Below are 11,826 nucleotides of genomic sequence, written 5' to 3'. Positions count from 1 at the left end.
GTACTGCGTCACAGTGGGAGAGTAGGTCGCCGCCTTTTTTTGCTTGTATTCCCCTCTTTTCCCTTCAAAAGGAAGAGAGGGGAATCTTGTTTTTTGGGGGGTACCTTTTTCTTTTGGGACCTTTTTGGAACCTTTCCTTTCTGCTTTGTTCAAGTACGGATTCTTTGGAAGGCTGCGCTCTTTTCCTTTTCCGGGAACTCCTGTATGTATTGAGTGCCTTTGAGTTAAGAGCGATAGGGATTTAGGACACTATCGAATTTTACTGGAGATGGACATATGTCTTCTTCTGAATTTCGGATAGAAAGGATCTCTTGTTAGCTATTCCTCAATTGGGCCTCTCAATAACGGCGAGTTACCGGGTCACCAGTAAACTCAAGTGTGCTATGCGTATAATTAAGTCAGCCTGTACAATAAGAATGGTATATCCACGGCTCCTCTCAGTTGTGCCCTGAATTGTTCTATTTTGACATTAAAAGACTCTGCAGGTGCATTGATGCCCTATTGGTATAGAAGTTTAAAGTTTCATCGTTTCGGTCGTACAAAGTAACCGCTATTGTATTGAAAGAGTCAAATCCTGATTCCTCGACAGCCTGATACCACTTAGCCAAGTTGGTTTCGGCCCCGGCTTTTGTGGAGTATTTATTAAACATTATTTGCAGAGAATGGCTTAGTGAATACGCCCGTTTGATATCCGGATACTCCCTGAATAATATTCTGGCTCTGAGTTTCTGTGATTCAGTCGATTTCTCAGCCGATTTGAAAAGCAGATATCGGTTTCCGGCTAATAATTCCCTGCGTGTATCATCATTTTCAAAGATAGAACGAGTGTATTTCCTTTTCAATCCTTTATCTTAGTCATGTACTGTTCGCCGAAGATGTCGCCGAATGTTGGTTTATTTACTTTTCAATTCTTTATCTTAGTCATGGCGCCGCATAGTGTATCGTAGGGAATATTGTAGAAGAGATGTATTTCCTTTTCAATCCTATAGTTTTCTCTCCGGTATTTGTTTCTTGCTGTATCGCTTCCCAACAGTGTCGGATTCTAATTTTCTGCACGGCGTCACCAGCCGGCATCTGTATATGGAAACAGTCGATTACTCGCTTGGCGTTAGATAAATTTTCTTTATGGAATTTGTTCGGGAGGGGGGGATCCATTGATAAATATTTTTGTTTTTTCAACTATTAGAAATGAAGAAATGAGAAAAACCATAATTTTCTATTCATTTTAGAGCCTATTTACTGATAGCTCTAGAGTTTTTTTAAAATTTTCCTTGTGATATGCAAAAAGTTTAAATAGAAAAATGCTGCTGTCTCGATTTAGGCATAATCATTAAAATAGATTTTTATACGGAGTAGGAACAGGAGCGGGTAATGCGAGTTTTGTGAGAGATAAACAGGTAAAACAATTTGTAATTCAACACCTTAAGAATGGTGGTATTTCAGTTGGTGTGTCCGGAGTAAGTCTTCAGATTTCTTAGTTTTGTAAATATATTAATTATTCTTTATGTATATGAGGCATTGATATTCCGTTTTAATTGCATTGCCCCTTGTGAATAGCGTTAAGGATGGCTTTTATCATTGAGTCCTATGTGCTTTTTGGGGGGTATGAACCTCTTTACCTTTCATTTCAATTATATTTAAAAAATATTCCATTCTCCACTTTTTTTATTTCTATATTACGTAATGAAGATATTTATTTGTATCTTTGTCGCCCGAATTATGTCTATTCGTTTTGAACGCCATGTTTTTTATAGGAAGAATGAGGGACATGTGTTCGGTCTTTTGCAATGATTAAAAAGAAAAGATACTTTGGGGAAGTTTGATATATACAAAATAGATTTAAGAGGTATGCAGGCAGACTCTATGAAATATGAGTTTGTGTTGGATAATCTTTATTTTGCTCACATTGATGGTCCTGAAGTGCAAAAAGGAAAAGTCAATGTGGTGTTGACAGTAAAGCGAACTGCTCGGGCTTTCGAGTTGCACTTTCAGACAGAAGGTGTGGTGAGCGTTTCATGCGATCGTTGTTTGGATGACATGGATATTTCGATAGCCTCGTCCGATAAACTGTTGGTTAAGTTCGGGCAAGAATACGCCGAAGAAGGGGATAACTTGATTGTAATTCCTGAGTCTGAAGGTGGGATTAACGTTGCGTGGTTTATGTATGAGTTTATTGCACTTGCCTTGCCAATGAAGCATGTACATGCTCCGGGAAAGTGTAATAAGGCTGTGACCAGCAAACTGAGCAAGCATCTGAAGACGGATGGTGACGATCATGGCAGTGATGATGAAACCTTTGATGTGGAAGACGATATTGCTATAGAAGAAACAGGAGACTCAATCGATCCCCGTTGGAATGAATTAAAAAAAATATTAGATAATAATTAAAGTTTAAAGAAAAATGGCACATCCTAAGAGAAGACAATCAAAAACAAGAACAGCGAAGAGAAGAACTCACGATAAGGCAGTAGCTCCTACATTGGCAATCTGCCCGAATTGTGGCGAGTGGCATGTTTATCATACTGTATGCAACGCTTGCGGTTATTACAGAGGTAAACTTGCTATTGCGAAAGAAGCAGCTGTATGATAATTAGTACAGTTATACTCAAAACAGCCTGAGAGCATACCTCTCCGGCTGCTTTCGGTATTTAATATTACTAATTTAAATTAGGTTTGATGGATAAAATTAATGCAGTAATCACAGGAGTCGGCGGGTATGTACCGGATTATATTCTGAGCAATGATGAACTATCTAAGATGGTGGATACTACCGATGAATGGATTATGACCCGTATCGGAGTAAAAGAAAGGCATATTCTGAATGAAGAAGGATTAGGTTGTTCGTACATGGCGCGTAAGGCGGCTAAGGATTTATTAAGAAAAACCGGTGCGCATCCCGATGATATAGATTTGGTTGTTGTTGCTACTACTACTCCTGATTATCACTTTCCTTCTACGGCTTCTATCCTTTGTGACAAGCTCGGTTTGAAAAACGCTTTTGCATTCGATCTGCAAGCGGCCTGTTCCGGCTTCTTGTACCTGATGGAAGTTGCCGCTAACTTTATTCGTTCAGGGAGATATAAGAAAGTTATCATTGTCGGCGCAGATAAAATGTCGTCGATGGTCGATTATACCGATCGTGCCACTTGCCCGATTTTCGGCGACGGAGCTGCTGCTTTTATGGTAGAACCCACTACGGAAGACTATGGCATCATGGATGCGATACTGAGAACCGATGGTAAAGGTTTGCCATTTCTGCATATGAAAGCAGGCGGTTCGGTTTGTCCTGCCTCTTATTTCACGGTAGACAATAAAATGCATTATCTGCATCAGGAAGGAAGGACTGTTTTTAAATATGCAGTTTCAAGCATGTCCGACGTGACGGCTGCTATTGCTGAGAGAAACAATCTGGATAAAGATTGCATCGACTGGATTGTCCCTCATCAGGCTAATATACGTATTCTCGAGGCTGTGGCTCATCGCATGGAAGTTTCGATGGATAAAGTGCTGGTAAACATTCAGCATTACGGGAATACCAGTGCGGGCACACTTCCATTGTGTATATGGGATTATGAGCACAAGCTGAGGAAAGGCGACAATATCATCTTCACAGCATTCGGCGCCGGGTTTACATGGGGTGCTGTTTATGTGAAATGGGGATATGACGGAAAGAAAGAGTAACACTTGATTTGATGAATAAATAATTAGAAAGAAACGCATCCTATTTCGATTCGATGCGTTTTTTTGTCTCAACCCATAAAAAAGAGAAGAAAATGCATAAAGCCGGTTTTGTTAATATTGTAGGTAATCCGAATGTCGGGAAGTCGACACTGATGAATGCGCTGGTAGGCGAACGTATTTCGATTGCCACTTTTAAGGCGCAGACTACGCGTCACCGTATTATGGGAATTTATAATACGGACGAGATACAAATCGTTTTTTCGGATACTCCCGGAGTGTTGAAGCCTAATTATAAGCTTCAGGAGTCGATGTTGAACTTTTCGACTTCGGCATTGACGGATGCCGACATATTGCTTTATGTGACCGATGTGGTGGAGACACCCGACAAGAATGACGAGTTTATAGAGAAAGTGCGCCGGATGGAAGTTCCTATCTTATTGCTTATCAATAAAATCGACCTTACCGATCAGGAGAAGTTGGTTCGGTTGGTAGAATCGTGGAAGGAATTTCTTCCTCAGGCGGAAATTATTCCGATTTCCGCAGCATCGAAGTTTAATGTGGATTATGTGATGAAGCGTATTAAAGAGCTTCTTCCGGATTCGCCTCCGTATTTCGGCAAAGACCAGTGGACGGATAAGCCTGCCCGTTTCTTTGTGAATGAGATTATCCGCGAGAAAATATTGTTGTATTATGACAAAGAGATTCCCTATTCGGTGGAAGTGGTGGTAGAGGAATTTAAAGAAGAAGCCAAGAAGATCCACATTCATGCTGTGATTTATGTAGAACGTGATTCGCAGAAGGGAATTATCATCGGCAAGCAGGGAAAGGCTTTGAAAAAAGTAGCTACCGAAGCGCGCCGGGAGTTGGAACGTTTTTTCGGAAAAACGATATTTCTGGAGACGTATGTGAAGGTTGACAAGGATTGGCGCAGCTCAGACAAGGAACTGCGCAACTTTGGTTATCAATTGGATTAAGAAAAGTATTCATGCGACTGTGACAGTCGTGCAAAAACAAGGAATGGAACTATGGGAAATTTGGTTGCAATTGTAGGGCGCCCCAATGTGGGCAAGTCTACCTTATTTAACCGTCTGACCAAAACACGTCAGGCTATTGTGAACGAAGAAGCGGGAACGACTCGCGACAGGCAGTATGGCAAGTCTGAATGGTTGGGCCGTGAGTTCTCTGTGGTAGATACAGGAGGATGGGTGGTCAACTCCGACGATATCTTTGAAGAAGAGATTCGTAAGCAGGTCTTATTGGCTGTAGAAGAAGCCGATGTGATTCTGTTTGTTGTGGATGTAATGAATGGGCTGACAGATCTGGATATGCAGGTAGCCGCTATTCTGCGTCGTTCCAATCGTCCGGTAATTGTGGTAGCCAATAAAACAGACAATCATGAGTTGCGATACAATGCTCCTGAATTTTATAAACTGGGATTGGGCGATCCGCATTGCATCTCTGCCGTGTCCGGAAGCGGCACGGGCGACTTGATGGATGTGATTGTCGGTGAGTTCAAAAAAGAAACTTCAGAAATTCTGGACGACGATATTCCCCGCTTTGCGGTAGTGGGTCGTCCGAACGCGGGTAAGTCTTCTCTCATCAACGCTTTTATAGGCGAAGACCGCAACATTGTGACCGAAATAGCCGGAACTACCCGCGATTCTATCTATACCCGTTACACGAAGTTCGGATTCGATTTTTATCTGGTCGATACGGCGGGAATCCGTAAAAAGAGTAAAGTGAGCGAAGACCTCGAATACTATTCGGTAGTCCGCTCCATCCGCTCCATCGAAGGGTCGGATGTTTGTATTCTGATGCTGGATGCTACCCGCGGGATTGAAAGTCAGGATTTGAATATTTTCTCTCTGATACAGAGAAATCAGAAAGGACTGGTTGTGGTGATCAACAAGTGGGATTTGGTGGAGGACAAGACCGTAAAGGTGATGAAAACATTCGAAGATGCTGTCCGCTCTCGTCTGGCGCCTTTTGTCGATTTTCCCATTATCTTTGCTTCGGCGCTGACCAAACAGCGCATCTTGCGGGTGCTGGAAGAAGCACGTAATGTGTACGAAAATCGCATGACTCGCATACCGACCGCTCGTCTGAATGAAGAGATGCTGCCGTTGATCGAAGCATATCCGCCCCCTTCCAACAAAGGAAAGTACATAAAGATTAAGTATGTGACGCAGCTGCCCAATACGCAAGTGCCTTCGTTTGTGTTTTTTGCCAACTTGCCTCAGTATGTGAAAGAACCGTACAGGCGATTCCTCGAAAATAAAATGCGAGAGAAATGGAACTTGACGGGTACACCGATCAATATTTTCATCCGCCAGAAGTAGGCGTTCGCATAATTCGGTAAACCATCGGAGTCTTACCAAGCAAATGTTTTTTCCCGATTTCAGAATATTTGCTTGGTAAGGCTCCGATGGTTTGCTACATTCGGGATTTTCGCTATTTCATTTTTTAGGATTCACTGCTTTTGAATGCAGATTGGAAAAGAATGAATAAAAAACGCGTTTGCCGAAAAAAACTCGCTTAGGCAAACGCGAAAACCTTCTCAGGCAGAGGAGATGTCCCTCTGTCATTTTTGTATCGTATATTTTATCGGGTCGTTGTCCTTACGCAGGGATGTCGATGTCTTCCCTGTAATTTTTGTATGGTATAATATTTCATTGATTACTGCCGGGTTGGTTGTCCAACTGGAAATCTTTGCGGCGTAGCACAAAGCTGTTGCTCAGATACTTTTCGCGTACAATTTTGTTCTCGGCCAGCTCCTCCGGTGTGCCTTGAAACAGAATTTTTCCTTCGAACAGCAGGTACGCGCGGTCGGTGATGCTCAGCGTTTCCTGCACGTTGTGGTCGGTAATGAGGATGCCGATGTTTTTATCTTTCAGCTTCCATACAATCTGTTGGATATCTTCTACGGCGATGGGGTCTACTCCCGCAAAAGGTTCGTCAAGCATGATGAACTTCGGGTCGATAGCCAGACAGCGGGCTATTTCCGTACGGCGGCGTTCGCCTCCCGATAGCTGGTTCCCTTTGTTCTTGCGTACCTTCTGCAGGCGGAACTCCGCAATCAGACTTTCAAGCTTTTCTTTCTGATATTCTTTCGGCTTGTTGGTCATTTCAAGCACGGAAGCAATATTATCTTCCACGCTCATCTGGCGAAATACGGAAGCCTCTTGCGCAAGATAACCGATTCCCGTTTGCGCGCGTTTGTATACGGGAAAGTTGGTGATCTCCAGATCATCGAGAAAGATGCGCCCTTCGTTGGGAGTAATCAGTCCTACGGTCATGTAGAACGAGGTCGTCTTGCCGGCTCCGTTCGGTCCCAGCAATCCGACAATTTCTCCTTGCTTCACGTCGATAGACACATGGCTTACCACCGTCCGCTTACCATACTTTTTGACCAGATTTTCCGTGCGAAGCACCATTTTGCCTTCTTCCATATTCGCTTTATTTTGCGGCAAATGTAGTAAAAATAAGCTGAAATGATGTACATTTGCAGGCAAATAGTTGTGAGATATGATAAAAGCTTTAAGAACTGTCGGGCGGTATATCATGCTGATGGGGCGCGTCTTTTCGCGTCCTGAGCGTATGCGTGTGTTTTTCCGGCAGTACCTTCACGAAATGGAGCAACTGGGGGTGAACTCTATTGGTATCGTGTTGCTGATTTCGTTCTTTATAGGCGCTGTTATTACCATCCAAATCAAACTGAACATCGAGAGCGCGTGGATGCCGCGTTGGACGGTGGGCTATGTGACGCGCGAAATCATGTTGCTGGAGTTCTCTTCTTCCATCATGTGTTTGATATTGGCCGGGAAAGTGGGGTCGAACATTGCTTCCGAGCTTGGTACGATGCGGGTTACGCAACAGATCGACGCGCTCGAAATCATGGGAGTCAACTCTGCAAGCTTTCTGATTCTGCCGAAAATAGCGGCCATGGTCACCGTCATTCCCGTGTTGGTCACATTCAGCATATTCGCCGGTATTATCGGAGCCTTCTGTACTTGTTGGTTTATCGGCATCATGAATGCCGTAGATCTGGAATACGGATTGCAATATATGTTTGTAGAGTGGTTTGTCTGGGCGGGAGTCATCAAATCGCTTTTCTTCGCGTTTATCATTGCCAGCGTGTCCGCTTTTTTCGGATATACGGTAGAAGGAGGCTCAATTGCCGTAGGGAAGGCTTCGACCGACGCTGTGGTATCCAGCAGTGTGTTGGTGTTGTTTGCCGATTTGATATTAACTAAGCTTTTGATGGGATGATTGAGGTTAAAGGACTATATAAATCTTTTGAAGATAAGAGCGTGTTGGAAGCGATCGACGCTACTTTCGAGAACGGGAAAACCAATTTGATTATCGGTCAAAGCGGGTCGGGAAAAACGGTTTTGATGAAATGTATTGTCGGTTTGCTGGTCCCTGAAAAAGGGCAGGTTTTGTATGACGGACGCGACCTTGTGCTGATGGGCAAAAAAGAGAAGAAAATACTTCGACGCGAAATGGGTATGATTTTTCAGAGTGCGGCCCTGTTCGACTCTATGTCTGTGTTGGAGAACGTGATGTTTCCGCTCAATGTGTTCAGCAACGACACGCTTCGCGAACGTACGAAGCGCGCGATGTTTTGTCTCGATCGCGTGAACCTGAGGGACGCCAAAAGTAAATTCCCCGGCGAGATAAGCGGCGGAATGCAGAAGCGCGTGGCCATTGCCCGGGCTATCGCGCTGAATCCTCAATATCTGTTTTGCGATGAGCCCAATTCGGGCTTGGATCCGAAGACTTCGCTGGTGATAGACGCTTTGATTCGCGACATTACCCAAGAATACAACATGACTACCATTATCAACACCCACGACATGAACTCCGTGATGGGCATAGGCGACAAAGTGGTTTATATCTATGAGGGACGGAAGGAGTGGGAAGGAACAAAAGATGACGTCTTCACGTCGAGCAACGAGCGATTGAACAATTTTATTTTCGCATCCGACCTGCTGCGCAAAGTGAAAGATGTGGAAATACAGGGATTGGAAGGCTGAAGGAAAAGATAAATAAAAAAACAGTTTTGACAGCTTGCGATTAACGGTCCCGTTCCGGTCCGAAGCCTCTCGCCCGCGTTTCCGTCTGCCCTGCAAGCTTGTGGTGGAGGATCTGTGCCGAACTGAAGTGAATCCGCCCTTTCAGGCAGTCGGTTTGAATCTGCAATACATAAAACCTCACGTCGGTGCAAACACGACAGGCGTGGCTGTCATGCTCCGTTTGAATCTGTAATAAATAAAATTTCACCCCTACTGCAAACTGCTGCGGCAGGGGTGAAGTTTATTTTCGGGCGGGGAACTCATCGAGGCATCCCCGCTGTTTGCTATATCGGTATCTTGAGATTATTCTCTCGGTCTGGCTTCTTTAACTACCATGGTACGTCCCATGTATTCTGCTCCGTTCAACTCTGAGATAGCTTTAGAAGCTGCTGCCTCATCTTCCATTTCAACGAATGCAAATCCTTTCGATTTGCCGGTTTCGCGGTCCATAATAACTTTAACGGAGGATACTGCTCCGTAATCTTCCATAACTTGTTGCAGATCTCCCTCCTTAACACGGTAGTTAAGGTTTCCAACATAAATGTTCATAATGAAAATGATAAAAAAATAAATAAATGAATAAAACTCTCCGGATTGGCGGCTACTAATAAGAAGATTAAAACAACAGAGAGTTTACAAATCCATATTGAAACAGAAGTAAAAACTTGTAATCGCAATCGAAAAACTAATGTTCCGTCAATCCGCGACAAAGAAAAGCATAATTTTTGGATTCACCGCCTTTTTGCAGATTTAATTTGCAGAAAATGAGGGAAAAATATGCTTTTCTGCTATCCCGCCCGTAAAAACCTCCCGTGATCCGGAGGCTGCATGCCTTTATCTCGAACGATGCCCATACTTGCACCGGCTGTGGTATATACAGCGTTCGTTTAGTTTCCCACCGTTGAAACAAAAGTTTCCCACTGGGGAAACTTTATTTTCCCAAGCGGGAAACTTTTGTTTCCCCAGTGGGAAACTACCGTAGGTATATATAGACCCTTCTCCGGCTGTTCATCGACCGGCTTTACGGTGTCGACCGCCCGGTCATTCGTACTTGTTCCTTATGCGGGGCGGACACAGATAATCTTCGTGGTAGCTCTCGTAACAGGGCTCTTCGGCGATGCCGCAGGCCTCGAACAGCTCTTTGATGTATCGTTGCTCTTCGGGAGAAATGAACTGGTCGCCGCGGTAGAAGCGGTAGTAACGTGTCTTTCCGAAGCGGCGTAGCATGCCGTTTTTGATTTGCTCGGCTTGCTTGGTGGGCAGATTGTCGTAGATGTGCCGCATCCCTTTGGCAAAGCGTTGCTTCTCGTAAGGGATGAAATAATTGCACGCGCTTCCGTATGCGGAGGCGATGTGTCGGGGGTTCAGCACCGAGAGGAAAGGCTTTTGCCCATCGGTCAGGAGCCATGCCTGATGCCGCAGGCAACGGTTGCTGCGTTCGCAGTCGCCGGTCATGCAAAAGCCGAAATCATGGGGCAATTGCAGGGAGGTCATGTTTTGTTCCATACTATCAAGAATTTCTAAGGTTGTTTTTTAAAAGTCGGGCAAAAGTAGCCAAACTGTGTTTCCCTTCCAAAAGTTTAGGCAGAAAAAATAAGCCGTATCGGCGAAATATCCGTATCTTTGGGACGCTATACAATGAACGGATATGACAGAAAACAATATGAATAAGGCTCATATCATCGTGGCGGGCATCGGACCGGGCGGTGAAGAAGATATTACGCCGGCGGTGGTGCAGGCGTTGAAGGCGTCGGACGTGGTGATCGGCTACAAATATTATTTCCGGTTCATCACTCCACTGCTCGCCGAGGGAACGGAATGTGTGGACACGGGCATGAAGCGTGAGAAAGCGCGTGCCCAACTGGCATTCGAATATGCGGAGAAGGGACGGCGCGTCTGCGTCATCAGTTCGGGCGACGCCGGGATTTACGGAATGGCTCCGCTGATTTACGAGATGAAGCGCGAGCGGGGCAGTGAGGTCGGGGTGACGGTGCTTCCCGGCATCAGCGCGTTTCAGAAGGCGGCGGCTTTGCTTGGCGCGCCCATCGGTCACGACTTCTGCGTCGTTTCATTGTCCGACCTGATGACTTCGTGGGAAATTATAGAGAAAAGGATTGAAGCGGCGGCAGCGGCGGACTTCGTGACGGCGGTGTACAATCCCAAGAGCGAGGGACGCTACTGGCAGTTGCACCGGCTGAAAGAGATCTTTCTCCGGTCGCGTTCTGCCGAAACTCCGGTGGGCTATGTCCGTCAGGCAGGACGGGAAGAAGAACGGGTGACGGTGACTACGCTGGAAGCGTTCGACCCCGAAGAGGTGGATATGTTTACGGTGATTCTCATCGGCAATTCGCAGACGTACCGTTTCGACACGAAGATGGTTACTCCGCGCGGTTACTATCGCGAGCAGTCGCAGGCGGGAGTGGGGAAAGGGCAGGAGATCATGACGGACTCCTTCCGCCGCATCGAGTCGGAAATGCGGAACAAAGCGATCGACCTCGACCGTAAGTGGGCCTTGTTTCACGCCATTCACACCACGGCGGACTTTGCGATGGAGGATTTGCTCTACACCGACAAGGGAGTGGTGGAGCGTCTGCACGAAGAGATTGCGGCAGGAAAGATACGCACCATCGTGACGGATGTGACGATGGCGGCGGCAGGCATACGCAAGGGAGCGTTGCAACGGCTCGGCGTGGAGGTGAAATGCTATCTTTCGGACGAGCGTGTGGCGGAACTCTCGCGCAAGCACGGCACTACCCGCACGCAAGAGGCGATTCGGCTGGCGGTGGAAGAGCATCCCGACGCGCTGTACGTTTTCGGAAACGCACCTACGGCTCTGATGGAGCTTTGCGACCGGATACGTAAAGGAAAAGCGCGTCCGGCAGGAGTGATTGCCGCTCCGGTGGGATTCGTGCATGTGAAGGAGTCGAAATACATGATCAAGACGTTTGCCGATGTACCTAAAATCATTGTCGAAGGCAGGAGGGGAGGAAGCAATCTGGCGGCTACGCTGGTCAACGCGATACTTTGTTTCGACGATGCCCGTTCGCTTCGTCCGGGCAGAGACGTGTAA

Annotated in this window: 13 protein-coding genes; 8 read left to right on the top strand and 5 right to left on the bottom strand. The window is 45.8% G+C overall.

The window, feature by feature from the left end; all coding sequences use genetic code 11:
• Window positions 1-458: 458 nt before the first annotated feature.
• Together GGR07_RS12420 and GGR07_RS13955 are read right to left on the bottom strand one after the other, a co-directional pair.
• Entirely contained in the window at window positions 459-842 is a 384-nt protein-coding gene (locus GGR07_RS12420; RefSeq protein ID WP_021646228.1) for a transposase, read from the bottom strand.
• Window positions 843-921: 79 nt separating this feature from the next.
• On the bottom strand, window positions 922-1,155 hold the full coding sequence (locus tag GGR07_RS13955) for a transposase (RefSeq protein WP_021646227.1): 234 nt from the start codon (window positions 1,153-1,155) through the stop codon (window positions 922-924).
• Between the two features lie 654 nt (window positions 1,156-1,809).
• On the opposite strand from GGR07_RS13955, the gene GGR07_RS12410 reads away from it, so the two are divergent.
• From GGR07_RS12410 to der, 5 genes are all read left to right on the top strand, one after another.
• Window positions 1,810-2,388, top strand: a complete 579-nt coding sequence (locus tag GGR07_RS12410) for a YceD family protein (protein ID WP_021646225.1) — start codon at window positions 1,810-1,812, stop codon at window positions 2,386-2,388.
• A 13-nt stretch (window positions 2,389-2,401) separates the two neighbouring features.
• A complete protein-coding gene (gene rpmF / locus GGR07_RS12405; RefSeq protein ID WP_021646224.1) occupies window positions 2,402-2,587 on the top strand; it encodes a 50S ribosomal protein L32 in 186 nt (61 codons plus the stop codon).
• Window positions 2,588-2,676: 89 nt separating this feature from the next.
• The gene (locus GGR07_RS12400) at window positions 2,677-3,681 is read left to right on the top strand and encodes a beta-ketoacyl-ACP synthase III (protein WP_021646223.1); all 1,005 of its coding nucleotides are present in this window, start codon (window positions 2,677-2,679) and stop codon (window positions 3,679-3,681) included.
• 92 nt (window positions 3,682-3,773) lie between these two features.
• Window positions 3,774-4,655: a GTPase Era gene (gene era, locus GGR07_RS12395; protein ID WP_034543561.1), complete on the top strand. Its 882-nt coding sequence runs from the start codon at window positions 3,774-3,776 to the stop codon at window positions 4,653-4,655.
• Window positions 4,656-4,706: 51 nt separating this feature from the next.
• Window positions 4,707-6,020, top strand: a complete 1,314-nt coding sequence (der, locus tag GGR07_RS12390) for a ribosome biogenesis GTPase Der (RefSeq protein ID WP_027324177.1) — start codon at window positions 4,707-4,709, stop codon at window positions 6,018-6,020.
• 330 nt (window positions 6,021-6,350) lie between these two features.
• Here the strand turns inward: der and lptB are convergent, their stop codons facing one another.
• Window positions 6,351-7,130, bottom strand: a complete 780-nt coding sequence (gene lptB, locus GGR07_RS12385; protein WP_034543560.1) for an LPS export ABC transporter ATP-binding protein — start codon at window positions 7,128-7,130, stop codon at window positions 6,351-6,353.
• A 76-nt stretch (window positions 7,131-7,206) separates the two neighbouring features.
• Between lptB and GGR07_RS12380 the strand changes: the two genes are divergently transcribed.
• Together GGR07_RS12380 and GGR07_RS12375 are read left to right on the top strand one after the other, a co-directional pair.
• Window positions 7,207-7,950, top strand: coding sequence for an MlaE family ABC transporter permease (locus GGR07_RS12380; RefSeq protein WP_027324179.1), 744 nt, complete (start codon window positions 7,207-7,209; stop codon window positions 7,948-7,950).
• Complete coding sequence (locus GGR07_RS12375) at window positions 7,947-8,717, top strand: ABC transporter ATP-binding protein (protein ID WP_034543559.1); 771 nt, start codon at window positions 7,947-7,949, stop codon at window positions 8,715-8,717. Before GGR07_RS12380 ends, GGR07_RS12375 begins: the two co-directional genes overlap by 4 nt.
• Before the next feature lie 342 nt (window positions 8,718-9,059).
• Here GGR07_RS12375 and GGR07_RS12370 read toward each other — a convergent pair whose 3' ends face one another.
• Together GGR07_RS12370 and GGR07_RS12365 are read right to left on the bottom strand one after the other, a co-directional pair.
• The gene (locus GGR07_RS12370) at window positions 9,060-9,305 is read right to left on the bottom strand and encodes an RNA recognition motif domain-containing protein (RefSeq protein ID WP_021646217.1); all 246 of its coding nucleotides are present in this window, start codon (window positions 9,303-9,305) and stop codon (window positions 9,060-9,062) included.
• Between the two features lie 492 nt (window positions 9,306-9,797).
• Window positions 9,798-10,262, bottom strand: coding sequence for a DUF6078 family protein (locus tag GGR07_RS12365; protein WP_051322511.1), 465 nt, complete (start codon window positions 10,260-10,262; stop codon window positions 9,798-9,800).
• A 157-nt stretch (window positions 10,263-10,419) separates the two neighbouring features.
• Between GGR07_RS12365 and cobJ the strand changes: the two genes are divergently transcribed.
• Window positions 10,420-11,826 (top strand): precorrin-3B C(17)-methyltransferase, encoded by a 1,407-nt coding sequence (cobJ, locus tag GGR07_RS12360; protein WP_034543572.1) that lies wholly within the window; start codon window positions 10,420-10,422, stop codon window positions 11,824-11,826.

The sequence above is a fragment of the Bacteroides pyogenes genome (assembly GCF_014196225.1).
In the GTDB taxonomy this organism is placed as follows: domain Bacteria; phylum Bacteroidota; class Bacteroidia; order Bacteroidales; family Bacteroidaceae; genus Bacteroides; species Bacteroides pyogenes_A.
This window is presented reverse-complemented; position numbering and strand designations above follow the sequence as displayed.

What these genes read in the sequence shown, in the direction of transcription:
- GGR07_RS13955 (WP_021646227.1), bottom strand. Translation starts at nt 1,155, where the DNA reads ATGGATCCCCCCCTCCCGAACAAATTCCATAAAGAAAATTTATCTAAC.
- rpmF (WP_021646224.1), top strand. Translation starts at nt 2,402, where the DNA reads ATGGCACATCCTAAGAGAAGACAATCAAAAACAAGAACAGCGAAGAGA.
- GGR07_RS12400 (WP_021646223.1), top strand. Translation starts at nt 2,677, where the DNA reads ATGGATAAAATTAATGCAGTAATCACAGGAGTCGGCGGGTATGTACCG.
- era (WP_034543561.1), top strand. Translation starts at nt 3,774, where the DNA reads ATGCATAAAGCCGGTTTTGTTAATATTGTAGGTAATCCGAATGTCGGG.
- der (WP_027324177.1), top strand. Translation starts at nt 4,707, where the DNA reads ATGGGAAATTTGGTTGCAATTGTAGGGCGCCCCAATGTGGGCAAGTCT.
- lptB (WP_034543560.1), bottom strand. Translation starts at nt 7,130, where the DNA reads ATGGAAGAAGGCAAAATGGTGCTTCGCACGGAAAATCTGGTCAAAAAG.
- GGR07_RS12380 (WP_027324179.1), top strand. Translation starts at nt 7,207, where the DNA reads ATGATAAAAGCTTTAAGAACTGTCGGGCGGTATATCATGCTGATGGGG.
- GGR07_RS12375 (WP_034543559.1), top strand. Translation starts at nt 7,947, where the DNA reads ATGATTGAGGTTAAAGGACTATATAAATCTTTTGAAGATAAGAGCGTG.
- GGR07_RS12370 (WP_021646217.1), bottom strand. Translation starts at nt 9,305, where the DNA reads ATGAACATTTATGTTGGAAACCTTAACTACCGTGTTAAGGAGGGAGAT.
- GGR07_RS12365 (WP_051322511.1), bottom strand. Translation starts at nt 10,262, where the DNA reads ATGGAACAAAACATGACCTCCCTGCAATTGCCCCATGATTTCGGCTTT.
- cobJ (WP_034543572.1), top strand. Translation starts at nt 10,420, where the DNA reads ATGAATAAGGCTCATATCATCGTGGCGGGCATCGGACCGGGCGGTGAA.